The 23,643-nt window shown below is 68.5% G+C and carries 21 protein-coding genes; 15 read left to right on the top strand and 6 right to left on the bottom strand.

Going from position 1 to position 23,643, the window contains the following annotated elements; genetic code table 11:
- Positions 1-12 precede the first annotated feature (12 nt).
- Both ACTIE5_RS07335 and ACTIE5_RS07330 read left to right on the top strand, forming a co-directional pair.
- The gene (locus ACTIE5_RS07335) at positions 13-315 is read left to right on the top strand and encodes a hypothetical protein (protein WP_439549039.1); all 303 of its coding nucleotides are present in this window, start codon (positions 13-15) and stop codon (positions 313-315) included.
- Between the two features lie 147 nt (positions 316-462).
- Positions 463-4,941, top strand: a complete 4,479-nt coding sequence (locus ACTIE5_RS07330) for a hypothetical protein (protein ID WP_439549038.1) — start codon at positions 463-465, stop codon at positions 4,939-4,941.
- 111 nt (positions 4,942-5,052) lie between these two features.
- Here the strand turns inward: ACTIE5_RS07330 and ACTIE5_RS07325 are convergent, their stop codons facing one another.
- The 4 genes from ACTIE5_RS07325 to ACTIE5_RS07310 all read right to left on the bottom strand — a co-directional run bounded on the left by ACTIE5_RS07325 (position 5,053) and on the right by ACTIE5_RS07310 (position 8,824).
- Positions 5,053-5,871, bottom strand: a complete 819-nt coding sequence (locus ACTIE5_RS07325) for a cyclase family protein (protein WP_439549037.1) — start codon at positions 5,869-5,871, stop codon at positions 5,053-5,055.
- Positions 5,872-5,935: 64 nt separating this feature from the next.
- Positions 5,936-7,093, bottom strand: a complete 1,158-nt coding sequence (locus ACTIE5_RS07320; protein ID WP_439549036.1) for an MFS transporter — start codon at positions 7,091-7,093, stop codon at positions 5,936-5,938.
- Positions 7,094-7,115: 22 nt separating this feature from the next.
- The gene (rlmN, locus tag ACTIE5_RS07315) at positions 7,116-8,324 is read right to left on the bottom strand and encodes a 23S rRNA (adenine(2503)-C(2))-methyltransferase RlmN (protein ID WP_439549035.1); all 1,209 of its coding nucleotides are present in this window, start codon (positions 8,322-8,324) and stop codon (positions 7,116-7,118) included.
- The gene (locus ACTIE5_RS07310) at positions 8,294-8,824 is read right to left on the bottom strand and encodes an invasion associated locus B family protein (protein WP_439549034.1); all 531 of its coding nucleotides are present in this window, start codon (positions 8,822-8,824) and stop codon (positions 8,294-8,296) included. Before ACTIE5_RS07310 ends, rlmN begins: the two co-directional genes overlap by 31 nt.
- Before the next feature lie 88 nt (positions 8,825-8,912).
- Between ACTIE5_RS07310 and ACTIE5_RS07305 the strand changes: the two genes are divergently transcribed.
- From ACTIE5_RS07305 to ACTIE5_RS07290, 4 genes are all read left to right on the top strand, one after another.
- Positions 8,913-10,145: a class I SAM-dependent methyltransferase gene (locus tag ACTIE5_RS07305; protein WP_439549033.1), complete on the top strand. Its 1,233-nt coding sequence runs from the start codon at positions 8,913-8,915 to the stop codon at positions 10,143-10,145.
- A 240-nt stretch (positions 10,146-10,385) separates the two neighbouring features.
- Positions 10,386-10,622 carry a type II toxin-antitoxin system Phd/YefM family antitoxin gene (locus ACTIE5_RS07300; RefSeq protein ID WP_439549032.1) on the top strand — a complete coding sequence of 79 codons (237 nt, stop codon included), beginning with the start codon at positions 10,386-10,388 and terminating at the stop codon, positions 10,620-10,622.
- A gap of 847 nt (positions 10,623-11,469) precedes the next feature.
- Positions 11,470-11,961, top strand: a complete 492-nt coding sequence (locus tag ACTIE5_RS07295) for a hypothetical protein (protein ID WP_439549031.1) — start codon at positions 11,470-11,472, stop codon at positions 11,959-11,961.
- Between the two features lie 188 nt (positions 11,962-12,149).
- Positions 12,150-12,824 carry a transposase gene (locus ACTIE5_RS07290; protein WP_439549097.1) on the top strand — a complete coding sequence of 225 codons (675 nt, stop codon included), beginning with the start codon at positions 12,150-12,152 and terminating at the stop codon, positions 12,822-12,824.
- Positions 12,825-12,905: 81 nt separating this feature from the next.
- Here the strand turns inward: ACTIE5_RS07290 and ACTIE5_RS07285 are convergent, their stop codons facing one another.
- Positions 12,906-13,229 (bottom strand): TIGR02300 family protein, encoded by a 324-nt coding sequence (locus ACTIE5_RS07285; protein ID WP_439549030.1) that lies wholly within the window; start codon positions 13,227-13,229, stop codon positions 12,906-12,908.
- Between the two features lie 126 nt (positions 13,230-13,355).
- Here ACTIE5_RS07285 and aroA point away from each other — a divergent pair, with 126 nt between their 5' ends.
- The 9 genes from aroA (at position 13,356) to ACTIE5_RS07240 (ending at position 22,610) form a co-directional block, all read left to right on the top strand.
- Positions 13,356-14,726 (top strand): 3-phosphoshikimate 1-carboxyvinyltransferase, encoded by a 1,371-nt coding sequence (gene aroA / locus ACTIE5_RS07280; RefSeq protein ID WP_439549029.1) that lies wholly within the window; start codon positions 13,356-13,358, stop codon positions 14,724-14,726.
- Complete coding sequence (gene cmk, locus ACTIE5_RS07275; protein WP_439549028.1) at positions 14,723-15,367, top strand: (d)CMP kinase; 645 nt, start codon at positions 14,723-14,725, stop codon at positions 15,365-15,367. The genes aroA and cmk overlap by 4 nt, the downstream gene beginning before the upstream one ends.
- Positions 15,368-15,684: 317 nt before the next feature.
- On the top strand, positions 15,685-17,400 hold the full coding sequence (rpsA, locus tag ACTIE5_RS07270; RefSeq protein WP_439549027.1) for a 30S ribosomal protein S1: 1,716 nt from the start codon (positions 15,685-15,687) through the stop codon (positions 17,398-17,400).
- A 7-nt stretch (positions 17,401-17,407) separates the two neighbouring features.
- Complete coding sequence (locus ACTIE5_RS07265) at positions 17,408-17,992, top strand: ElyC/SanA/YdcF family protein (protein ID WP_439549026.1); 585 nt, start codon at positions 17,408-17,410, stop codon at positions 17,990-17,992.
- Positions 17,993-17,997: 5 nt separating this feature from the next.
- Positions 17,998-18,915, top strand: coding sequence for a signal peptide peptidase SppA (gene sppA / locus ACTIE5_RS07260; protein WP_439549025.1), 918 nt, complete (start codon positions 17,998-18,000; stop codon positions 18,913-18,915).
- A 31-nt stretch (positions 18,916-18,946) separates the two neighbouring features.
- The gene (gene ihfB, locus ACTIE5_RS07255; RefSeq protein ID WP_439549024.1) at positions 18,947-19,276 is read left to right on the top strand and encodes an integration host factor subunit beta; all 330 of its coding nucleotides are present in this window, start codon (positions 18,947-18,949) and stop codon (positions 19,274-19,276) included.
- 130 nt (positions 19,277-19,406) lie between these two features.
- Positions 19,407-21,038 (top strand): hypothetical protein, encoded by a 1,632-nt coding sequence (locus tag ACTIE5_RS07250; RefSeq protein WP_439549023.1) that lies wholly within the window; start codon positions 19,407-19,409, stop codon positions 21,036-21,038.
- A gap of 1 nt (position 21,039) precedes the next feature.
- Positions 21,040-21,651, top strand: a complete 612-nt coding sequence (locus ACTIE5_RS07245; protein WP_439549022.1) for a hypothetical protein — start codon at positions 21,040-21,042, stop codon at positions 21,649-21,651.
- Positions 21,651-22,610 carry a peptidoglycan-binding protein gene (locus ACTIE5_RS07240; RefSeq protein WP_439549021.1) on the top strand — a complete coding sequence of 320 codons (960 nt, stop codon included), beginning with the start codon at positions 21,651-21,653 and terminating at the stop codon, positions 22,608-22,610. Before ACTIE5_RS07245 ends, ACTIE5_RS07240 begins: the two co-directional genes overlap by 1 nt.
- Here ACTIE5_RS07240 and ACTIE5_RS07235 read toward each other — a convergent pair whose 3' ends face one another.
- Positions 22,611-23,525, bottom strand: a complete 915-nt coding sequence (locus tag ACTIE5_RS07235) for a LysR substrate-binding domain-containing protein (RefSeq protein WP_439549020.1) — start codon at positions 23,523-23,525, stop codon at positions 22,611-22,613.
- Positions 23,526-23,643 lie beyond the last annotated feature (118 nt).

Below are 23,643 nucleotides of genomic sequence, written 5' to 3'. Positions count from 1 at the left end.
ACCGAGGAAACGATGCGCCAACCCTGGCTCCACACCACCGATACCCCCGCCCCCCGCGGCGCACCGGACGACTTCTCCCCCCACAGCGCCACGCGCACGGCAGGCGGCGTCACCTTGGCCGTTGGCATCGCGCTGGTGGTGATGGCGGCGGGCCGATCCGCCGAAATCCTCGACGCCGCCTACGGCCTGCCGGTTGTGGCAGGGACGGAAACCGTCATCGCACTGGCGGAAGCGTGGGACGGCGCGATGCAGGCGATTGGCGTGCCGGGGGTGGTGAATGCAGTGCGAGGGGTTCTCTCGGCGGGACGGGGGTAAGGCAGCGACGACGGAACCTGACTTGAAGCCCGCAAGCGGTTCAGAGCAGGGGGAGGAGGAGTCCTGCGACGATAGCGTTTAAATTGCGACATTGAAACGCTCCGTTGACTGCCCGTATCGTCCTCACGGGACTGGAGAAGACGGCAAGTGGCACAAGGCGAGCGGCGACCTCCTGACACGCGGTCCTCCATGGGCTTGGGAATTCGGCGCGCATTTGATAAGAGCTTTTGCGTTTCGCGCGGGCGGGAACTGGACGAAGCTCTCAGCATCGTCAGCAAGCTGAAACCAGACAGTTGCGTGACCCTCGAAGTCCTAGGGGCAGCAGGGTCAGGCAAAAGTTGGTTCGCCAGCGCGCTGACCGACAAGCTGGCCACCGGCACAGACCGCCGGATTGCAGTCGCTCAAATCGATTTGCGAGAATATGGCCGTTTCCCGGATCAGCTTCTGCACTTGGCACACGGCCTGCAAGAATGCCTGGATCAAAAATCATCCTTTCTGAATCAAGGCTTCGGTGCGTGGAATCAGCGTAAGGAAAGATCTTTCAGACGCCTGGCTTACGCCATACGCATATATTGGCAGCGTGCGGATCCGTGGGAAGTGCGGCAGCTGCAATCCGCATATCGCACTGATAAAGCCATAGCGGCCGCCACCGCAATGACCGACGTCGCCCTGGGTGTAGCCAGCATGATATTGCTCGCCCCCGGCCTCCCAGTCGGCGGTGCGGGGAAGGTCGCCCAGGAGGTACTGGAGCATATGAAGGACGCTCCTCTCCTGAAAGAATATCCGGAATTGGACGGCCTTGCGCAGATGGACGACCGGCAGTTGCGCCGCGAAATTTGCCGCCTCTTTGCTGCTGATCTCAACTTAATCACTCTGGCCGCGCAAAACGAGTTGCAATGCCCGGTAGTGCTGGTGATCGATAACGCTGACAGCCTCGTTGCGGCTTCCCGGCATGGTCTTGCTGACGCGCCGCACCGCTGGCTGACGGACATCGCGATGGAGGCACGAGGCATCATGCTCGTGCTCCTCGGACGAGCAGTACCCGCCTTGCATACAGCACTCCGCGAAGAAGAAAGGGACGGGGAACCGATCCGCTTCGAGAAGCGGACTCTCATCATAGGCCAAATGAAAGAAATTGAGGCCCGCGGACTGCTCACGAATTGGGGAGTTAGAGATGAGCCACTCGTCAGCGAGATCCTAAACGGCCCCCGCGAGCCCCTTCTAATCGCCGGTAAATGCGCTTGGGTGCTCGCTCAAACGGATCGCAACGGACGTCTGCCCGCCCCGGAGCAAATTCCGAAGACCCTTGGCGCCGTCTACACTGAGCAGTTGCTTGGCTACAGTGAAGACGAGCGGAAACTTCTGGCAGCGCTGGCCACGCTGACCCAGTTTGACGAGGTGATGTTGACGTCCCTTGCGACAGAACTTGGGCTGATAGTGTCAGGGGAGGCGAAAGCGATGATCCTGGCGGAGACGAGCGCCTCTGGGATTCAAGACAAGCGCTTCCATTTCCACGATACCTTCCGCCAACATCTGCTTGATCACGGCATGCGAGAGTGGGACGGGTGGCGAGACGGCTTTGCCTCTGTCAAAGCGACGGTCCTCGCTAATCTCATCCATCGCGCCGCGCGCGAACATAGCGTCTTCGCGGCTGCGCGGCTCCTGCAGGAAGCCACGCTGTTGGCCCAGCCGCCGGATGACAGCGCGGCGATGTACAGCGACGAAGAGCGCGCTCTTATCGGCGAGTTGGCTACCCAAGCGGCCGAAGTCGCGCGACAGATTGCTGCCCGCGGAGCTAAGATCGACGCTATTCGTCTCACGCTTGACGTCATCAAGACGCTCAAGACATGCATCGAGCAGGAAGAGGCATTCGCGCAAGCGCCGCAGTTGCTTTCCGCGCTTCTGGTGTGCGCTCGCCTGGCCTGCACCCTGTTGGCAGAGCGATGGAGCGGGACCGACCCCGAGCAAGCTATCGACCTGGTCGCAACGACCAGGAAGTGCGTCGACCCCTTGATCGCCGGCCCGCACGGTGCGGCTCTGCTACCACAAATCAGCGCCGAATATGAGGCACTGTTGGTGGCTAAAGTTGCTGCCCAACGTGCCTTGCCCTTGGGTACCAAGAATTCGATGCTTCGCCTGCATCGACGAAGCGAATACCTTGAGGTGCTTGAACGTGCTGTCACGCGACTGGTCAAGGCGCTGGAAGGGACATCGGCGAGTTCGGAACTTCGGCTATTTGCAGCATCAGCCGCCAGCCATCTCTCGCACGAATTCGGGAAACTCTCGAAGGTTGAACGGGCCAATCTCCACTTTGCAGCGGCGAGCAGACTGTTTGGCAGCCTATCCGGTACAGGCGCTGCAACCGCTGCCGATCCTGCGGCGCAGACCGCGCGTGCGCGGCATTTGCTCTATCCGCCGGGCGGCGCCGAAATTCCGAGGAACGATCTGAAAGAGACGTTTGCACTCCTCGAATTGGTCAGAAAAGCTGCGCCACTCAGTATTGAGGGACTGGAGCTATGGACGCGGGCCCTCATCCGTCTCGCGTTGAAACGGAAAGCCGAACAGATCCCGAGCTCAGGTAACTTTTACTCGTCTTTGGACCGTGCGCTGGCGGACACGCTAAATTTTGCCGAACAAACGCGCGCTGAAGCGCGCTCCTCGTCCGATAGACCCGACTTTGATGCAGGCGTAGTTTCGTCAGCCCAGATCGGTGCTGCGGCCAGGATTGTCCTGCGCATTCTGCGCAAGCGAAAAGAGATGGGGGTTCCGCTTCACGCCAGACACGAGGAGGCGCTTCGCCTCGTCCTCGAAGCGATTACAAAACTGGACGGAATGCAGGATTCAGCAGCTATCCCTATCCTGAAAGAATTGCCGGACCTGTTGGCTGCCCGACTTACGGGTACGGAAAAGTTTTTCGTGGAGGCCCTGACGACGGCCGATCGCCTTGGGCCGCGGCGCCAGGCAGCGCTCACCGAAATCTTTCACCAGGTGTTCGGACGAGAACCGGCGCCGGGCGATAGCATCGGTGCTGCATGCCATGCGGCGTTGCATGCGCGTATGATTACGCAAGCCTCCACCGACCGGCCGGTCGCCAGCGAGGCCGTCAGAAGCAGTACCGATACCGGTCTGTTGCAGACTATTGGCGAGGCTCTCAAAAACGGCAGCGAATTCCGCGAGTTTAAGCAAACGCTGGGCAAAATTCTGGGCGGCAGGGCTTTCACATCGGCCGAAAGAGCGCGTTCATTCGCAATCCAAGAGGTTAAGCTGGCGCGCGAGCTTATCGGCAGCGGACAACAGAAAGCAGGCTTGCCGCTGCTGCTTCACAGTTGTTCTGCGCTTTGGCGGCATGGCGCCGACAATCTCGAGCCTTACCGCAAGACAGCCAATTACCTGCTCGACACCTTCTGGAACATTTTGCCGGAAGCGGACTTGCAGACACACACTACCAACTTACGGATCATCGAGCCAATACTTGATCGCAATCCAACGATTGTCGGTAGTTTGGTCGGTATGATCCAGACACTCGGAGAGAAGTCACCCGAAGCGGCGCGGCTCGCCTTCCAAGCAATGGCTATCGCGGACAAGGAGTTGAGCGCCGATTTGGAAATTCGCAGGCAGGCACGCACCTTGTTCGCGCGCCGACTCTGCAGGCGCTTCGTGGAACTGAACGAGAGTTATGCGGACAAGGCGCGTGGCTGGAGCGAGCTTCATATCGACGATGCCGCCATCGAGAATTTTGCCGCGCAGCCAAGCGACGGATTGGCGGAACAGATATTGGCCCTGCTGCACGGTCTGGGCGCGGTAAGCGCGCACCCAAGTTCTGTCCTCATAGCCCGCATCCATGACGTCGTGCCGAGCGGCCCCAACGCCGGCGTACTTTTCGAGCACAAGGACGATCCGATCCTCGTGCGCCAATCCCCTCACAAAGCGCTCATTAGCCGCGCTCTGTACCAGCAACTTAACCCGAGATACCCGGAGTGGCAGAAGGATCATGAACGCCCGCTCGATGCCGTCCGATCGGCTGGCAGGGCGCCAGAGCCCGTGGCCGAACTGCATCTCTTGAATGTCATCAAGGGGAGCACGCAGGACGGCGTCCGGGCACTTGAGGGCACGATGATCGGCCGGGTCTTCGTCCAGCGCGCCATCGAACTGCTGCTGCCTGGATTGTGGGAAAAGCGACAACCGCCCGGCATCAGCCAAGTCATTAATGGCGCGTCAAATTCCTGCGCCGTGGTTCGGGTCAGGCCAGCCGCCATGAGTATCGCGATGGCAAGGGGGGTGATGACAAAACTCATTACTGAACTGTGCGGCCTGCGTCGCGTCGTTTTCGTACCCATGAGCCACCCGCAGGATCCGTTGCCGGTCCTTTCGGAAATGAAGCACTTCACCAATAATTTCTGGCAAGAATTGCGGATCGTTGAAGAATCTTCTGCCGAACGCTTGATTGTATATATTCCTGAGGACGCGCGGCATGATGTGCGAAAGTTCAGAACGTGGAAATCGATGTTTCACAAGGCATTTCCGAACGTCTACCTCGATATCAGGGATGATTCCGATGAAACGCAGCCAACCGCCCAGCGCCTCCACCGCTTGGCGAGTCCGGCAGACCCGTTTGCGGATCTCTGAGGCCGTTGCTGGCTGGATCTACTGAGGGGCTTCTGGATGAGCCGGTATCGACGCTATCGCGTTGGTCCTTGACAGGCCGCGCTTCAGTCCAGGTTCCCGTGCTCACACCCCTCACACCAGCGCCACAACCCGCCCCGGCCCCCCGGTCCCGCCCGCGATCTTCGGCGCCCCCGCCACCAGCGTCGCCCCGCTCACCGGCACCTCCCGAAGCCCCGCCACGCACTCCACCCCCCAGCGCCCCGCGCCGAGCCACCCCGTATGGAACGCAAAGGTCGAGGACCCGCCATGGTCCAGCGACAGCGTATCCACCGCCACCCCCGCCACGCCGCGTTCCAGCAGCAGCGGCACCAGATCCGGCCGGAAGCCCGGGAACCGCATCGCGCCGCCCGCGCCTGCGTTGCGGAACATCGGCCCCGCCACATGCGCGTCCCAGCCGGATCGCAGCGCCAGGCACGCCCCCGCCGGCAGCCGCCCGGCCGAGGCCTCAAGGGCAGCCAGATCCTCCGGCGTCGCCTGGTAGTCCGGGTCGGCCGCGGCCTTCGCCGTCACGTCCAGCACGAATAGCGGGCAGACGAGCGACGCCACCGGCAGCGCATCCACCGTCGCCCCCGCCGCGCTGAAATGGATCGGCGCGTCGAAATGCGTGCCGACATGCTCCGTGTAGGTCAGCTTGTTGATGTTGTAGCCATCGCGCGCGAAGGACAGCACCGGCTCGATCTCGATCGCCGGCGTCCCGCCGAAGGTCGGAAAAGCCGGATGCAGCGTGTGGGTCAAATCCACCACCCGGCTCACCGGCGCGCTCCGCACCGCCTGCGCCCCCGCCGGGTTGGCGGACAGCCCCATCGCCGCCACCCCCGCCGCCACCGCCGCCATCACCCCCCGCCGGCCGAGCCGCCGGGACACAACCCCCATCACGCAGGCATCGCACATCGGGCCAACCCTCCTGGTCGAGGCCCTCAGCCTGCCAAAAGCCGATGCCCGAAAGCCAGCGCCATCACGCCGGCCGCAGCACCACGCCCCGCAGCCACAGCGTCAGCGCCGCCAGCCCGATTGCTGCCACCAGCATACTGAAGGAAAATCCCGCCCAGACGATCATCGTCCCGAAGATGACGGACCCCACGGACTGGCCGAGGAACAGCGCCATCGCGAAGCCCGCCACCGCCGTGCCCCGCGCTTCCGGCAGAGCCTCCGTCGCCCGCGCCTGCAGCGACCCGTGCAGCATGAAGAACAGCAGGCCGACGCAGGCCTGCGCCACCGCCACCGCCCACCACCACGGCGACAGCGCGAAGACCACCAGCGCCAGCGCGACGCCGATCCCCCCCACCATCACCATCCCCCGCTCGCCGAGCCTGGCCAGCAGCCACCCCGCGGATTGCGTGTAGGTGAGAGACCCGATCCCGAAGCTCGCCACCACCAGCCCCGCCTCCGCGGCGCTCATCCCGAATCGCTCGATCAGCAGGCTGGCGAGGAACGGAAACGCGCCCCCGAACATCAGCAGCCCATCCAGCGCCGTGCCGATCATCAGCCGCCGCCCCGCCTTCTTCCGCAGCAGCTTGAGGAACCCCGCAAGCCCCGCGCCCCGCCCGCTCTCCGCCGGTGCCCGCCACAGCGGCGCCCCCAGCCTGGCGATGAAGAAAGCCGTGATGAGCACGGCGACGATCCCAAGCCCCAGGAACGCCCAGCGCCACCCCGCATACTCACCGACGATGCCCGAGAGCGGCCCCGCCAGCAGCTGCGACAGCACCATCCCGTTGAGGAATTTCCCCAGCACCGCCTGGCGCTGGCCGTAGGGCACGCTGTCCCCGATATGCGCCATGAACAGCGGCACGATCGCCGCCGCCGCCAGCCCCATCAGCACGCGGAACAGCAGCAGCGTGGACAGCCCCTCCGCCAGCCCCGCCCCCACCAGCATCCCCGCATAGATGGCCAGGGAGATCGCCACGACCCGGATCTTCCCGAACCGGTCGCCCAGCGGCCCGATCGCGAACTGCCCGACCCCATAGGCCAGCGCGAACCCGCCGATCAGCGGCGCCACGCCGCCCAGCCCCGTGCCGAAATCCTGCGCCATCATGGGCAGCAGCGGCTCGATCATCCGCATCCCGCAGCCCACCGTGAAGGCCGCGGTCGCCATCAGCCAGACGGGCGGATTCACCGCCGCCCGCCCCCCGGCACTGTCACGCAGCGTCCACCTTGGCCGATGCCTTGCGCGCCCGCTCGCTCGCCGTCTTCAGCTGCCCGCAGGCCGCCAGGATGTCCCGCCCGCGCGGCCGCCGCACCGGGCTGGAATACCCCCCCTCCTCCATGACAGCCGCAAAGGCCCGCACCGCTTCCGGCGTGGATGTCTTGTACGGGCTGCCCGGCCAGGGATTGAACGGAATGAGGTTCACCTTCGCCGGCAGCCCCTTCAGCAGCCGCACGAATTCCCGCGCCTCCGCCGGGCTGTCATTCACCCCCCGCAGCATCACGTACTCGAACGTAATGCGCCGAGCATTCGACGCCCCCGGATACCGCCGGCACGCCGCCATCAGCTCCTCGATCGGATACTTCCGATTCAGCGGCACGATCTCGTTCCGCAACTCATTCGTCACGGCATGCAGAGACACCGCCAGATTCACATTCAGCTCCGCCCCGCACCGGTCCATCATCGGCACCACGCCGGACGTGCTCAGCGTGATCCGCCGGCGCGACAGCGCGATCCCCTCATGGTCCATCACGATCCGCAGCGCCTTGGCGGTGTTCTCGTAATTATAGAGTGGCTCCCCCATCCCCATCACGACGATGTTCGACAGGTGCCGCGCCGTCCCGTCCTTCGGGCTCGGCCATTCGCCATAGCTGTCCCGCGCGGCCATGAACTGCCCCACGATCTCGGCAGCCCCCAGGTTCCGCACCAGCTTCTGCGTCCCCGTATGGCAGAAGGTGCAGGACAGCGTGCACCCCACCTGCGTCGAGATGCAGACCGCCCCCCGATCCTCATCCGGCGAGGGGATGTAGACGGTCTCCACCTCCTGCCCGTCCCGCCACCGGAACAGCCATTTGCGGGTCCCGTCCGTGCTCGTCTGCTCGGTGGCCACATCCGGCCGCCCCACCACGAAGCGTTCCGCCAGCCTGGCCTGCATCGGCTTCGCGATCGTCGGCATGCGCGAGAAATCCGTGACGCCCTGGTGATACATCCAGTGCCACAACTGCTTCGCCCGGAACGGCTTCTCGCCGATGGCGACCATCTCGGCCGCCAACTCCTCCCGGCTCAGCCCCACCAAATCCCTTCGCCCATCCGCCAAGGTCGCCGGCGGCGGCGAGAACAGCGCCGACTTCGCCAGGATCCGATCCCGCTCCGCGCTCGAAAGCTCCGCGCTCACCGCCTTGCCGCCGGATTCGCCGGGCATTCCCGGTTGATCGCCTCATACGCCGCGGAAAACCCCGCCAGCGGAAACGTATCCGTCACCGTCGGCCTGCCCGGAGGCCCCGGACTCCGCACCACCGCATCCCGCCCATTGCGGAACGCGCTCACCAGCGACTGCCCGTTCTGGAAGAAGGCGCTGGACTGCACCACGCCGTAGCTGCGGAACTCCGTGGTCCCCACGGTCAGCACCGCCTCCCCCTGCCGCGGATACGGATACCCGACCGAGATCGCCACCTGGTCCCGCCCCCCCGCGCGATGCGTGATGGTCAGCGTCACCGTCTGCCGGTTCGCCGGCCCGTTCTCGCTCCGGGACGCCCGGGCAAAGGCATAGCAGACCTTCTGCCCGTTCTCCTGATGCGTCGCCGCAATCCAGGATTGATGGGTGCCGAGGCGCTGCGGCTGGGCCGGCGTGGTGGCCCGCTGCTGCGCGACGGCAGCCAGCGGCACGGCCAGCGTGGCGAGGATCAGGGCTGTGCGGAGCATGCCCCTAGATACGTCCGCCCCCGCCCCCCGGCAACCGCGCAAACCCCGCTTCTTCCCCGTTCCGCGCAAGCCTTCTATGCACAACCCCATGCCCCCTCGCGACACCACCGACGCCCAGCTCGCCGCCCAGTACGAGGCCTTCCCCTACCCCGCCCGCGACCCGCGGGAGGAAGCGAAGCGCCTCATCATCGGCAGCCCCTCACACCTGCGCGAGATCGACCACTGGATCTTCGGCGCAAGCCGCCCCGCCTCCACGCCCCTCAACGCCCTCATGGCCGGCGGCGGCTCCGGCGACGGCACCATCATGCTCGCCCAGCAGATGGCCACCCTGAACCGCCCCGGCCGCGTCACCTGGCTCGACCGCTCCGCCGAGGCAAAGCGCGTCGCCCAAGCCCGCGCCGCCGCCCGCGGCCTGGCCAACATCACCTTCGAGGAAGGCTCCCTGCTGGACCTCCCCACCTCAGGCCTCGGACCCTTCGACTACATCGATTGCTGCGGCGTCCTGCACCACCTGCCCAACCCCGACGAAGGCCTGGCCGCCCTCGCCTCCGTCCTCGCCCCCGGCGGTGGCATCGGCATCATGGTCTACGCCCCCCACGGCCGTACCGGCGTCTACATGTTGCAGGACGCACTCCGCCTCCTCGCCCCCACCGACGAACCCCCTTCTTCCCGGGTCGAGACCGGCAAGCGCGTCTGGAAGCAACTCCCCGAAACCGCCTGGCTGCGCCGCAACCCCTGGATCGACGACCACATCAAGGGCGGCGATTCCGGCTTCTACGACCTGCTGCTCAACCCCCGGGACCGCGCCTACACCATCCCCGAACTCGGGAAACTCGTCGCCGGCGCCGGCCTCCGCATCGCCTGCCTGGTGGAACCCCTGCGCTACAACCCGGACACCTGGCTGACCGACCCGAAACTCCGCGCCCGCACCGCGACCCTCGACCCCATGGCCCGCGCCGCCCTGGCCGAGGCCCTCTGCGGCAACATGGGCATCCACATCGCCTACCTGACCCGCGACGAAGCCCCGAAAGCCGACTGGTCCAACGACGCCGCCATCCCCGTCCTCCGCGAACTCGACGGCCCCGCCATGGCCCGCGCGCTCCGCCCCGACCTCCTCCTCCCCGTCACCTTCGACAGCCTGCGCGTCCAGATCCCCCTCCCCCGCCTGGCCGCCGCCTTCCTCTCCCGCATCGACGGCCGCACCCCCTGGGGCACCATCTGCGCCAGCATCCCCGCCCCCGCCGACCAGATCACCCGCGACCGCGCCGCCCTCATCACCGCCCTCGAACCCCTCAACCGCCTGCTGCTGGCCGCGCCGTAGAGAACACAACCAGCCCCCGCTACCGGAAGCTCCCTCCCCCGCGCTTGCGGGGGAGGGTCGGGGTGGGGGATCGCGCAACCTCCGCCAACCCCAGCCCACGACAGCATGAGAGGGCTTCGCCCCCTCAAACTCCCCCAGCAAGGGCCAGCGGGCCCTTGCAACCCAGGTATTGGTTTCCCTTGACCCCGCGCAGTCTTTCGCAACATCTCGCGTGACGAGTTGCGCAAGAAAGGAGCCGCCATGCGGTCCGTCTCCTCCGCCGAGGCCGCGCGGAACTTCAGCGCCATCCGCGAAAGCGTCCTCGCCCCCGGCGCCGAACCCGTCGCCGTGACGCACCACAACATCCCTCAGGTTGTCGTGATGTCCTTCAAGGACGACCAGGACCTGCTGCGAAAGACTCGCTTCGCCGGCAACCTCGCCGACCTGCCCGAGGAAGACCTCGCCTTCCTCGCCACCATCGATGAGCGCAACCGCTGAACGGCATCCCGCCGCTGGACTGCCCGAGCGCAGGAAAAGACCTCGGTCTCGTGTCTAACTGGGACAGCCGTTGCTTCGCCGCTAGCCGCCGGAACGCCAGCTTAGCGCCCTAGCCTCAGAGGCTCACCGAACATCGACCGCTATCACCGAAGCATCAACACCTGCCAAGAAGCGAGTAATTTCAGCACATTAGTCGTCGAACGCGAAGACCAAGAGCCACCAAAAAGAACAAGATAAGAACATTCACGTAAACCGCTCGCGCAAAATGCGTCACAAAACGTGACGCCTGCCGCAAACCGAACAGGATCACCACGCCGGTTCTGCCCATACCAAGGCCACGGCGCCGCAAAAAAAGGGGCGGCCTCTCGGCCGCCCCTCCATCAGTGCACCTAAGGGGTTTTTCATCCAATCAGAACCCGAAGGTTGAGGTACGGATGATGACCCGATGAGCGTTACCCGCGAGGATAGCTGCGCAGGTGCGCCCTTACGAACTCGACTTGGCCAAATCGGAACCTACTGTAGGCCCTGACGTGCACCAAAAGCGTGCCCTCCAAACTGACACACCCCTTGACCGAATAGGCCAAATGCACGAAAATCTCCGCGCCGCGGTTTGATTCTCCGTGAATCGAGCCTCTCCGCTCTGGCAACCGGGGGTGCAGGCAAACGGGTCAGCCCTTCGCGCCAGAGACTAGTAAGTGACGTCCGAGCGGTGGCTGGTACCCACCGAATCGGACGTCACCGCACTAGTTCACGCACAGCCCATCGCACATAATGGCGCGATCTGCAACGCTCTCGTTGCGTACGTTACGCATTTTGCGTATCTACCGTCGAGCCCCAGGAGGTTTCGATGTCCGTTGATCGCGCGAAATCGGATCTGAACCAGCTTTCCGGAGAGGCTGATCGCCTGAGAAAGCGGCTACTCGCCGTGGACGAAGAAGTAGCGAAACTCAAGGCCTACATAGAGATGGCGCAGCGATACGGCGAGGTTGGGTCGCCTCGCAATGTTCCTCTCGCCGTTGACGCGCCTCTGCCGTTCAACAGACCGCGGAAGTCAAGCGGCGGTATCGCATCCCGCGCTGTGGAGGCGACCATCCAGATCATTCGTCACGCTGGCAAAGCTGTCGCAACGCGCGAGCTGCTTGATCATCTATCAGACATTGGCATTGTCGTTGGCGGGACCAATCCCGTAGCTAACCTGTCTGGCTTTCTTTCCCGGTCGCCAGCCCTCAAGAACAGCCGTTCTCGCGGCTGGAGTCTGGCAGAGTGGCCTAGCGATTGGGCACCAGGCAGCGAGCCTACTGGGTCTATTTTCCTGTCGATTCCAGACGAAAGCGAATAGCGTCCATCACGCATTTCATAGCGTGAGCGTGTTCGTTGCGCTGCGCAGAAAAAAAGGCGGCCGATATGGCTGCTGGTTCGGCCGCGGGCCTGCAGGCGCTACTCATCACTGGTCAGCTAGCTGCGTAAGCACCTGCACCACCCGAACCAGACAGGAGTGAATCATCTCGCAAATACGATAATTTTCCTATACACTCCCCCGCCTCTCCCTCCCCCGGCGAGGCCCTCCCCCCATGCCCACCCCACCCCTCACCTTCCCCCTCCACCGCACCACCCCCCACCCCTTCCGCCCTCTCACCGACGAGGAATGGCACGCCCTCGCCCCCCCTCATCGCCCGCACCGACCCGCGCGGCCGCCCTGCCCAGCGCACCCGTCGCACCATGGACGCCATCTTCTGGGTCGCCTGTTCCGCCGGCCCCTGGCGCGCCCTCCCGGCCGAATATGGCCCCGCCAACTCCGCCCATCGCCTGCTCGCCCGCCTGGCGCATTCCGGCGCGCTGGATCGCCTGCTCATCGCCGCCTCCCGCCACCCCATGGCCTTCGCCTCGCTGAAAAGCCTGGAATGGAGGATCGTCCGCGCCTGGCGGCGGGCCGCCCGCATCCTGCCCGTCACCAGCATGGCGCTGGTGCGCCGCCTCGGCATGCTCTCCGCCATGCCGGCCCCCTCCTGGTGCCTCCCCTACCCGGAGCTGGAGCCCCTGCTTCTCCAGGTCGTCAGGAATATATTCAGTCATCGGGAACGAACATGGCCCAGCCAGTCCCGGCTCGACTGGCTCTCCCGTTTCCACCGCCTCATCGCCGGCCGTCCCTCGGCCTTCAGAACGACAGAACCCCCGGGCCTTGCGGCGCCGGGGGTTCGGTAGATGCAGGCGGCGGGGAATTTGTCCAAAAGGGCCGCTGATGCCGCCCTAAATCCCCTAAAATTCCCGAAGGACCTAAAAAACTTAGGTCTCTTCCTCGCGGTCCGTCTCGACCTCAAGCTCCTCGCCGATCGCCTCGGCGTCGTCTTCCAGCTCGTCCGCGTCCTCGATCGCCTCGGCGTCGTCATCCGCCTCGACCTCGACGCCTTCCTCGGCATCAACCTCCGCCACCACGGCGCGCTTCTTCAGCCGCTCATCCGCCACCTGCGATGCACGCTTGAGGCGCGGCTGCTCCGCCGGCTGTTCCGTCCCGCACTTCGGGCAAACCGCCGGCGCCCGGGTCAGGTCGTAGAACTTCGTGCCGCAGGCGACGCAGGTGCGCTTCAATCCGAGTTCAGGCTTCGCCATGGGGAACATCAGCCTCGTGTCAGGCCAGGACCAGGCCCCCGTGAAGGGGCGCGGCCGGGGCGGAGGGGTGGGCGGAAACGGTGCGCGCGATTGCCACTTCGCGCCCTGCATGTCAAACGCCTTGCCATGCAGGAACTCGCGCCCAGCGCCCACCAGGCCCCCATCGCCCGGCCCTTGAGGGCTGCCGCGCCCTCATCCCCGCTGCGCGGCACCGTCACCGTGCCCGGCGACAAGTCGATCAGCCATCGCGCCCTGATGTTCGGCGCGCTGGCCGTCGGCACCACCGATATCACCGGGCTGCTGGAGGGTGAGGATGTGCTGCGCACCGCCGCCGCCATGCGCGCCCTCGGCGCCACGGTCGACAATCTCGGCCAGGGTCATTGGCGCGTCGCCGGCCGCGGCATCGGCGGACTGGTGGAGCCAGCCGATGTGCTGGACATGGGCAACAGCGGCACCGCCGCCCGCCTGCTCTGCGGCCTGCTCGCCGGCCATCCCATCTTCGCGGTGATGACGGGCGATGCCAGCTTGCGGAAGCGCCCCATGAAGAGGGTGACGGACCCCCTCTCCGCCACCGGCGCCCGCTTCACCACCCGCGCCGGCGGCCGCCTGCCCCTGGCGGTGGAGGGTGCCGCCGACCCGCTCGCCCTAGATTATGTGGTGCCCGTCCCCTCCGCCCAGGTGAAGTCCGCCTGCCTGCTGGCCGGCCTCTGCGCCCGCGGCGTGACCCGCGTGGTGGAGGCCGAGGCCACCCGCGACCACACCGAAAACATGCTCCGCCACTTCGGCGCCGTCGTGGATGTGCAGGTCGAAGGCCATGGCCGCGTGATCGAACTGCTCGGCCAGCCCGAACTCTTCGCCGCCCCCGTGGTGGTGCCCGGGGACCCCTCCTCCGCCGCCTTCCCCGCCATCGCCGCCCTCCTGGTCCCGGGGTCGGAGGTGACGATCCAGGGCGTCGGCATGAACCCGCTCCGCGCCGGCATCTTCCTCACCCTCCAGGAAATGGGCGCCGACATCACGGAGACGAACCGCCGGGTCGAGGGTGGCGAACCCGTCGCCGACCTCGTCATCCGCGCCTCCGCGCTCCGCGGCGTCGATGTCCCGGCGCTCCGCGCCCCCTCGATGATCGACGAATACCCCGTCCTCGCCGTCGCCGCCTCCATCGCCTCCGGCACCACCCGCATGCGCGGGCTGAAGGAGTTGCGCGTGAAGGAAAGCGACCGCCTGGCCGCCACCGCCGCCATGCTGGTCGCCAATGGCGCGCGGGTGGAGATCGATGGCGATGACCTCATCGTCCACGGCGCCGGCGGCCCGATCGAGGGCGGCGGCCTGGTGGAAACCCACATGGACCACCGCATCGCCATGTCCGCCCTCGTCATGGGCCTGGCCTCGAAGCGCGGCGTGACGGCGGATGATGCCGCCTTCATCGAGACTTCCTTCCCCGGTTTCGCCAGCCTGATCAATGGCTTGGCGGGCGCGGAACCCATCGCCGCGCCATGACCGCCCGCCCGCCCCTCGTCATCGCCGTCGATGGCCCCGCCGCGGCCGGCAAGGGCACCCTGGCGCGACGCCTGGCGGCGGAGCTTCGCCTCCCCTACCTCGACACCGGCCTGCTCTACCGCGCCACCGGCCGCCGCGTGCTGGACCGCGGCCTCGACCCGCGTGACGCCGTGGCGGCGGAGGCCGAGGCCCGTGCCATGACGCCCGAGGACCTCTCCCGCACGGATCTCCGAGGCCCCGCCGCCGACATGGCCGCGAGTGCCGTCGCCGCCATCCCCGCCGTCCGCGCCGCGCTGCTGGACTGGCAGCGCCAGTTCGGCCGCCGCCATGGCGCCGTGATGGATGGGCGGGACATCGGCACCGTCGTCTTCCCCGACGCCCCCATCAAGCTCTTCGTGACGGCAGGGCCCGAGGAACGCGCCCGCCGCCGCTGGGCCGAGCTCCACGCCCGCGGCGTGGCCGCGGACCTCGACCAGGTGGAGGCGGAGTTGCGCGCCCGCGACGCCCAGGATGCCGGCCGCAGCGTCGCCCCCATGAAGCCGGCGGAGGACGCGACCGTCCTCGACACCACCGACCTTGATGCGGAAGCAGCCTACGCCGCGGCCTTGCGCGTCGTCCGCGCCCGGATGGCGGCGGCCTGATGCCCCCCTCGCCCGGGATTCACCCTTGACTCGCTTAACCTCCGGGGCGTAGGCGAAGGCTGAACCGCGCCGCCCCTCCTCGGGCCGCCGCGGTGCCCATGCCATTGCGGAAGGGGAGCCAGGGGGACGCGCTCAGCGGCCCGCTGTTCACCGCATTGGCCGGGGCCGGCATCGGCGGACCGTCATCCCGTCATCAGACTGTGGGCCGCGCGGATCCAGGGGACCGATGCCGGCCAGGTCGTGCCCGTGGCACACGCCGCGGGGGCGCACACCCCATGCCCCGCCTCGCGGGGCATCGACCGGGAAACAACCGTTACATGGCAACCGCCAACACCCTCGCCACCGATCCCGGCGAGGACTTCGCCGCCCTCCTCGACGCGACGCTGGGCGAGAACTCTTCCTTCCACGGCTCCGTCATCACCGGGAAGGTCATCCGCGTCGACGACGACTTCGCCGTGGTCGATGTCGGCCTCAAGTCCGAAGGCCGCGTCCCCCTCAAGGAGTTCGCCCCCCAGGGTGCGAAGCCCGAGGTCAAGGTCGGCGACGTCATCGAGCTCTTCGTGGAGCGCTACGAGGACCGCGACGGCGCCATCATCCTGTCGCGTGAGAAGGCGCGGCGCGAGGAAGCCTGGACGAACCTGGAGAAGTCCTTCACCGCGCAGCAGCGCGTGAACGGCGTGATCTTCGGCCGCGTGAAGGGTGGCTTCACCGTCGACCTCGGCGGCGCGGTCGCCTTCCTCCCCGGCAGCCAGGTGGACATCCGCCCGGTGCGCGACGTGACGCCCCTGATGGGCAGCCCGCAGCCGTTCCAGATTCTCAAGATGGACCGCGCCCGCGGCAACATCGTCGTCAGCCGCCGTGCGGTGCTGGAGGAGACGCGCGCCGAACAGCGCAGCGAGCTCATCCAGGGCCTCAAGGAAGGCATGGTTCTCGACGGCGTGGTCAAGAACATCACCGACTACGGTGCGTTCGTGGACCTCGGCGGCGTGGACGGCCTGCTGCATGTCACCGACATCGCCTGGCGCCGCATCAACCACCCGAGCGAGGCCCTGACCATCGGTCAGGCCGTGAAGGTGCAGGTCATCCGCTTCAACCCGGAGACGCAGCGCATCAGCCTCGGCATGAAGCAGCTGATGGCCGATCCCTGGGATGGCGTGGCGATCAAGTACCCGGTCAACGGCAAGTTCTCGGGCCGCGTCACGAACATCACGGATTACGGCGCCTTCGTGGAGCTGGAGCCGGGCGTCGAGGGTCTCGTGCATGTCAGCGAGATGTCCTGGACCAAGAAGAACGTGCACCCCGGCAAGATCGTCGCCACTTCGCAGGAAGTGGACGTCATGATCCTGGACGTGGACGGCCCGAAGCGCCGCATCTCGCTCGGCCTCAAGCAGGCGCAGGGCAACCCGTGGGAGCTGTTCGCCGAGGCCAACCCGCCCGGCACGGTGATCGAGGGCGAGATCCGCAACATCACCGAGTTCGGCCTCTTCGTCGGCCTCGGCCCGGATCTGGACGGCATGGTGCACATGTCCGACCTGAGCTGGGATGTGCCTGGCGAGCAGGCGATGACGTCCTTCCGCAAGGGCGACAACGTCAAGGCGAAGGTGCTGGACGTTGACGTGGAGAAGGAGCGCATCTCGCTCGGCGTCAAGCAGCTCCAGGCCGACCCGGCCGCGGAAGTGCTGGACCGGATCCGCAAGGGCGATGTCGTCACCTGCATCGTGACAAAGATCGAGCCGAACGGCATCGAGGTGAAGGTCGACGAGGTCCTGACGGGCTTCATCCGCCGCGCCGAACTGGCCCGCGACCGTGGCGACCAGCGCCCCGACCGTTTCGCCGTGGGCGAGAAGGTCGATGCGAAGATCACCGCCGTGGACCGCGCCGGCCGCCGCCTGGCCCTGACCATCAAGGGCAAGGAAGTGGAGGAGGAGCGCGAGGCCATGAAGGAGTTCGGCTCCACCGACAGCGGTGCCTCGCTGGGCGACATCCTGGGTGCGGCCATCCGCCGCCGCAACCAGAGCTCCACCGACGAGTAAGCAGCCCATGCCCGATGCGGGCGAGATCGCCCGCATCGAGCGTGACCACTGCCTGGACCATCCGGCAGAAGCGGCCGACCTGGCCATCGTCTTCGGCAACCGCATCGCGGTTGCCGGGATGGCCCAGGCGGCCGCTTCGCTTTTTCTCAAGTGCCACGTCCCGCGCCTGCTCATCACAGGCGGCGCGACCCCCGGCGGGCCGGGGACGGAAGCCAGCGTGATCGCCGACGCCATCACAGCCCTCGGCGTGCCCCGCCAGGCGCTGATCCTCGAACACCAGGCGACGCATACCGGGGAGAATGTCACCCTCTCCCTCCCCCTGCTCGCCGCTGCTGGCCTGCTTTCCGCGCGCCGGGTGTTCTGCATCGGCCTGTTCTGCACCGGCCGCCGCTACGCCATGACGCTGCACCGCCACTGGCCGGCGCCTGAGAAGCGCTGCCGCGCCGTCGAGTACGGCCCCGTCCGCCGCGGCGCCTGGCACCTCGATGCCCGGGCGCGCCACCGCGTGATGGCGGAGGTCGCGAAAGTCCCGCGATACCTGGAAGCCGGGCACATTGCGGAGTGGCCGTCGCCGCCCGCCGGCCCTATCTGACAGCCATGCCCCTCGATGCCGACCTTCTCCTCGACCGCCGGCGCCTGAAGCGCCGCCTCTCCCTCTGGCGCACCCTCGCGGTGCTGGCCGTCGCGGCGGTGGCCGTGGTGGTCGCCTGGCAGCCCGATGTCCGGGCGATGGTCACGGGGGGCGTCGGCCAGCACCTCGCCCGCCTCAGCCTGCAGGGCTTCATCGGCGACGACCGCAAGATGCTGGAGGCACTGGACCGCGCGCGGCGCGATCCCTCCGTCCGCGGCGTGATCCTGGCGATCGACAGCCCCGGCGGCAGCGTGGCGGGGGGCGAGGGCCTGCACCGTGCGCTGGCACGCTTCGCCGCGGACAAGCCGGTGGTCGCCGTCATGGGCGGCACCGCGGCCTCCGCCGGCTACATGGTCGCGCTGCCCTCCGCCCGGATCTTCGCGCGGGAGGCGACGGTCACCGGCTCCATCGGCGTCATCCTGCAGAGCTTCGAGGCGACGGAGCTGATGGCGCGCCTCGGCGTGCGGGCGGAGACGGTGGCCTCCGGCGCCTTCAAGGACCAGCCGAGCCCCTTCCGCCCGCTGACGGAGGAAGGCCGCGCGGAGCTCAACCGCGTGATCATGGACCTGCATGACCAGTTCGTCGGCATGGTCGCGGCCGGGCGGCAGATGGAGGTCGCGGCGGTGCGCACCCTGGCCGATGGCCGCATCTTCACCGGTCGCCAGGCGCTGTCCCTCGGCCTCATCGACGCGATCGGCGGGGAACCCGAGGCCCGCGAATGGCTGGCGGCCACCCATGCGATTCCCTCCGTCCTGCCCGTCCGGGAGATCGAGACCCGGTCCTTCACCGAGCGCACTTTCGGGGCATTCGTTGGCGCCTTCACGAAAGGCCTTGTGAATGAATGGGTTGGCGTTGACCGCGTGCGCGCGCTTTGGCAGCCTTGAGCGCAATGAGGGAGAAGGCTTCAGGGTTGCCATGACCCGGTCCGAACTGATCACCCACCTGGCGGCGGCGAACCCGCATCTCCGCCAGCCCGACGTCGAGCTGATCGTCACCACGATCTTCGACGAGATCATCACCGCGCTCGCGCGCGGCGATCGCGTGGAACTGCGCGGCTTCGGCGCCTTCTCCACCAAGCGCCGCGACCCCCGCACGGGCCGCAACCCCCGCACCGGCACCGCCGTGGCGGTGGACGGCAAGGCCGTGCCCTACTTCAAGCCGGGCAAGGAATTGCGGGAACGCGTGAATGGCGGCCCGCTGCAGGAACCGCCCCGCAAGTCCCGCGCCGCCGCCGCCCCGGCGTGACAGAGAGGGCCTGACAGCAAGCGCCTGACAGCAAGGCATTCGCCCCGCGATTCGATGCGTGAGGATTTTGTTCTTGCTTTGTTCGATAGATAGGATTTAAGTCCGCCGCAGCTCCTCAGGAGGTGGCGGCATGGTCCTGTCTCAATCCGATCCGGCGAAATCCCCCGGTCCGCGCCTCGTGCCGGTGGCGCTGGCCCTGCTCTCGGCGCCGGGCACGGCGTCGGCTCTGGCCGCGGCCAGCACGGCCCAAGCCGTGGCCAGCAGCCCCATGATGGCGCCATCCCCCGTCGCGGCGGCCGGGGTGGTGCTGGTGCTGGTGCTGTTCCTCGCGGGGTCCTGGGTGATGCTCCGCCGCCTGGCGCGGGAGATGCAGGCCAGGGCCGGCAGCGTGGCGGAGGCGGAGCGCCCGCGCCTGACCGGTCGGCTGATGGACCTGCCGCTCGGCGTGCCGGAAGGGTCGATCCGCGCCCTGCTTTCGATCTTCATCATCGTGCTGGGCTTCCTGATGCTGGCCCTCAAGGGCCCCCTCGGCCTGGATGCGGGGGAGGCGGTGACAGGCTTCATCGGCGCCGTCATCTCCTTCTATTTCGCGGCCCGCAGCGGCGAGCAGGCGCGGCAAGTGGCGGAGACGGCGGCGGATGCCGCGCGGCTGGCGGCGGGCGCGGCAGACCGCATGACCAGTGCCGCGGCCGCCGACGCCCCTCCCCCGTCGGCGCAGCCGGGCTTGGAGACGAGGCTGCGGGAGGTGCAGGGCCAGTTGCAGGCGCTGCGCGGCGTCGTCTCGGCGGTCGGCACGCTCGGCGGGGGCGGGGGCGTCGGCAGCGGGGCGCTGGCGGGGGCGGATCGCGCGCTGGCGCGGGTGGATGGGCTGCTCGGCCGCATCGCGCCGGTGCTGGGCGGCCAGGCGGATGCGCAAAGCATCGGCCGGCTGGCGGAGGAAGCCGGCGCGGCGCTGCGGGAGATGGGCGAGATCGGCCCGGTCGGCACCGCGGTGGCCGATGCCATGGCGACGGTCGGGCGCGCGGCGGTGGACAGTACGAAGCTGGCGGGGATGCTGGGCGGGCTGATGGGGGGTGCCGGCCCCGCCGGGCTTGTCGCTGCCGTGGTGGTGGGCGGCATCGGCCTGGTGCGGGACCGGGAGAGGTTCGAGCGCTGGAAGGCTGCCATGCTGGACACGCCGCTCGACCTCGGCCTGCTGCCGCCCGTGGTGGATGCCGGCCTCGCGGCCGCGGCGCTGCTGCGGTGCCCGCCGATGGCGGTGCTGGCGCGGGACGGGACGGTGGAGCCGGCGCTGGCGCTGGCGGTGTGGGAAGCCGTGGCGGGCACGCCGCCGGAAGCGCCGGGCGCGCTGGCGGCGCGCATCCTGGCGGGCGGCGTGGGCGGGGCCGGCGCCGATGCGCTGCGGGCCGCCTTCCAGGGCCATGCGGATGGCCTGGCCGATGCGATCGAGGATCTGCGCGCCGCCATGACCGGCGCGGCGGCGCTGGCCGGGCTGGACCTGCCGCCCGTGACGGTGGCCGGCGCCAGCATCCCGACCGGGGCGCTGGCCATGGCGGTGCGCGCCGCCCGCCAGGATGGCCGCGTGGCGGCCGAGATCGAGCGCCTGGTCTACATGACGGAGGCGCTGGGCCGCGCCGATCCCGCCACCCTGGCGCGGGTTTCCGCCAGGCTCGGCGACCCCGCTTTCGTGCAGGCCGCGGCAAGGGATGGGGCGGCGCGGACACCGCCGCCCCCCGCCGGCCTGGAAGGGTGGAGCGGCTGAGATGCGCGCGATCCTCCTTCCCCTCCTCCTCCTCACCGCCTGCGCGCCGGAACCGGCGCGGGAGGCCGTGACGCTGGCCGGCGCGGTGCGGCGGGACCCCGCGGTGGCCCAGGCCATGGCCGACCGGCCCTTCGATTGCGCAGTGCGGGACCGCGCCTGCGCCACGCTCTGGCTGGCCCGCGGCGCCGCCTGCGCGCGGCAGGGCCGGGCGGATTGCGCCATCGCTGCCTTCCGCCAGGCCGATTCGCTGACCCCCGCCGACGCCCCGGCGGCGGAACGGGTGGAACCCGCCCTGCGGCTGGCCGATGCGCTGGAAGCGCGGCGGGACCGCGCGGTGGCGGCGGCGCGGCGCGCCGACAATGACGCGATCCTGGCGGCGCTGGCGCCGCTGCCCGCCGGCCTGGCCGCGCATTACCGGGCTGGCGTCGGGCTGAACCGCCTGCTGGCGGGTGATGTCCCGCCGGCGGGGCGCTGCGGCGCGCTGGCGGCGGTGGCGGCCGATGTCGCTGACGCGGCCTCCGCCCCCGGCCTGCCGCCGATCGATGACCGCATCGCCCAGCGCCGCGCGGCCCTTGCCGCCCTGCGCGCGGCCCAGAACCCGGGATGCCCCTGATGAGCGATACCCTTGCCGCCTCGGCCGCCCCTTTGGCGCGCAGCTACTGGTTCACCCAGCCGATGATGCGGGGCGATGACATCTTCCGCGCCCAGCGGCTGCTGAATGACCGCGCCGGCGCGGGGCTGAAGCCGGATGGGTTGTTCGGCGCCGCGACGCGGGACGCCGTGATGGCCTTCCAGCGCCGCCGCGGCCTGGCGGAGGATGGCGTCCTCGGCCCCGTCACCTGGGCGGCACTGAACGGAGACCCCCGGCCGGCCGGGGCGCTGGCGACGGGCCTGGCCTCGGTGCTGGACTCCGCGACGCTGGCCGCGCTCCGCACCCCCCATACCCGCTTTCCCGGCGGCATACCCTGGCGCCTGGTGCCGGGGGGGATCGAGGTGGATGGGGAACTGGCGAAGCCGTCCCCGGCCGAGGCCGCGCTGGCGGCGCGGGTGCTGCGCGACCGCGCCGATGCCATCGCCACCGCCGCCGCCCGCTTCCCCGTGCCGGTGGAGCTGGTGGTGGCGACCATCTGCACGGAATCCGGCGGCCTGCCTGCCGCGCGACGGCTGGAGCCGGGCTGCGACCCGGTGGACCCCGCGCTGACGCCGCGGCGCGTCTCGGTCGGGCTGATGCAGACGCTGCTCTCCACGGCGCGGGAGGTGCTGGGCGATGAGGCGATCACGCTGGCGGCGCTGGAGAACCCCTCCCTCTCGCTGCGCGCCGGCATGGCGTTCATGTGGCGCCAGGCGGCGCGGACGCGCTTCGACCCGCCGCTGGTGGCGGCCGCCTACAATGCGGGGTCGCTGCGGTTCGAGGGTTCGGAGGGCAATCGCTGGAAGCTCTGCCAGTATCCCATCGGCACGGGGCGGCATGTGGACCGCTTCTGCCGCTTCTTCACGGGTGCCTGCATGGCGCTGGCGGCGGACCCGGCTTCGCTGCCGGCGCCGGGGGTGAGCTTCGCGGGGCTCGGGTGATCAGGGGGTGGCGAAATGGCGGAGGCGGCTGGCGATGACACCGCCCACCGCCTCCGCCGCCGCGCGGCGCGGGTAGCTGGCGCGGTGGACGATGCGGATGGTGCGGCCGGCGGGCGTGGACAGCGGCCGCAGCACCAGCCCCGCATCCTGCGCCACCCCGGCGGCCAGGCCCGGGACCAGCGTGGTGCCGTAGCCCGCCGCCACCATGTTCAGCAGGGTGGAGAGGCTGGCCGCGCGCAGAGTGCCGCCCAGCGGCCCCGTCTGGCCCCCCGCCTGGTTCCCCCCTTGGGTACCGCAAGCCGCCAGCACCTGGTCCCGCAGGCAGTGGCCGTCCGACAGCACCAGCATGTCCCCGGCCAGTTCCGCTTCCGACACCGCCTCCCGCCCCGCCAGGCGGTGGTCGGGGGGCAGGGCGGCCAGGAAGGGCTCCGTGAACAGCGCCAGGCCGGCCAGATCCGCGCCGTCGGCTTCCGTCGCCAGCAGCGCCGCATCCAGGTCATGCGCGCGCAGGCGATCGAGCAGCGCGGCGGTCTGGTCCTCCCACGGCTCCACCGCCAGGGCCGGCAGCGCATCCCGCAGCGGGCCGAAGACGAGCGGCAGCAGATAGGGCGCCAGCGTCGGGATGATGCCGAGGCGGAAGCGCCCGGCCAGCGGGTCCCGCAGGCTGCGCGCGACATCGAGGATGGTATCGGCCTCCGCCACCGCGCTCCGGACATGGCCGATCAGGCGTTCGCAGGCCTCGGTCGGCACCACGGACCGGCTCGCGCGCTCGAACAGCGTGACGCCGAGCAGCTCCTCCAGCTTGCGGAGCTGGACGGAGAGGGTGGGCTGGCTGATGCCGCAGGCTTCCGCGGCGCGGCCGAAATGGCCGTGCTCGGCGACGGCGAGGAGGTAGCGGAGGTCGCGCAGGTTCATCGGTGTGGCATCATCGAGACAGGCAGGCTGACATTATAGTCACGATCTATCGAAGCGGTAGAACCAATTCGCTTCCGTCTATGCGCCGAGGCGACTAGGCTGACGCAACGCCGCATGC

The organism is Falsiroseomonas sp., assembly GCF_051859025.1.
GTDB lineage: Bacteria > Pseudomonadota > Alphaproteobacteria > Acetobacterales > Acetobacteraceae > Falsiroseomonas.
Note: the sequence above shows the minus strand (reverse complement) of the source record. Positions and strands in the feature narration are given on the sequence as shown.

Excerpts from the sequence above, each read along its gene's own strand:
- sppA (WP_439549025.1), top strand. The coding sequence starts at position 17,998 with ATGCCCCTCGATGCCGACCTTCTCCTCGACCGCCGGCGCCTGAAGCGC.
- ACTIE5_RS07250 (WP_439549023.1), top strand. The coding sequence starts at position 19,407 with ATGGTCCTGTCTCAATCCGATCCGGCGAAATCCCCCGGTCCGCGCCTC.
- ACTIE5_RS07285 (WP_439549030.1), bottom strand. The coding sequence starts at position 13,229 with ATGGCGAAGCCTGAACTCGGATTGAAGCGCACCTGCGTCGCCTGCGGC.
- ACTIE5_RS07245 (WP_439549022.1), top strand. The coding sequence starts at position 21,040 with ATGCGCGCGATCCTCCTTCCCCTCCTCCTCCTCACCGCCTGCGCGCCG.
- rpsA (WP_439549027.1), top strand. The coding sequence starts at position 15,685 with ATGGCAACCGCCAACACCCTCGCCACCGATCCCGGCGAGGACTTCGCC.
- ACTIE5_RS07265 (WP_439549026.1), top strand. The coding sequence starts at position 17,408 with ATGCCCGATGCGGGCGAGATCGCCCGCATCGAGCGTGACCACTGCCTG.
- ACTIE5_RS07305 (WP_439549033.1), top strand. The coding sequence starts at position 8,913 with ATGCCCCCTCGCGACACCACCGACGCCCAGCTCGCCGCCCAGTACGAG.
- ACTIE5_RS07310 (WP_439549034.1), bottom strand. The coding sequence starts at position 8,824 with ATGCTCCGCACAGCCCTGATCCTCGCCACGCTGGCCGTGCCGCTGGCT.
- ACTIE5_RS07235 (WP_439549020.1), bottom strand. The coding sequence starts at position 23,525 with ATGAACCTGCGCGACCTCCGCTACCTCCTCGCCGTCGCCGAGCACGGC.
- ACTIE5_RS07240 (WP_439549021.1), top strand. The coding sequence starts at position 21,651 with ATGAGCGATACCCTTGCCGCCTCGGCCGCCCCTTTGGCGCGCAGCTAC.
- ACTIE5_RS07335 (WP_439549039.1), top strand. The coding sequence starts at position 13 with ATGCGCCAACCCTGGCTCCACACCACCGATACCCCCGCCCCCCGCGGC.
- rlmN (WP_439549035.1), bottom strand. The coding sequence starts at position 8,324 with ATGCCCGGCGAATCCGGCGGCAAGGCGGTGAGCGCGGAGCTTTCGAGC.
- ACTIE5_RS07325 (WP_439549037.1), bottom strand. The coding sequence starts at position 5,871 with ATGTGCGATGCCTGCGTGATGGGGGTTGTGTCCCGGCGGCTCGGCCGG.
- ihfB (WP_439549024.1), top strand. The coding sequence starts at position 18,947 with ATGACCCGGTCCGAACTGATCACCCACCTGGCGGCGGCGAACCCGCAT.
- ACTIE5_RS07300 (WP_439549032.1), top strand. The coding sequence starts at position 10,386 with ATGCGGTCCGTCTCCTCCGCCGAGGCCGCGCGGAACTTCAGCGCCATC.
- cmk (WP_439549028.1), top strand. The coding sequence starts at position 14,723 with ATGACCGCCCGCCCGCCCCTCGTCATCGCCGTCGATGGCCCCGCCGCG.
- ACTIE5_RS07295 (WP_439549031.1), top strand. The coding sequence starts at position 11,470 with ATGTCCGTTGATCGCGCGAAATCGGATCTGAACCAGCTTTCCGGAGAG.
- aroA (WP_439549029.1), top strand. The coding sequence starts at position 13,356 with ATGCAGGAACTCGCGCCCAGCGCCCACCAGGCCCCCATCGCCCGGCCC.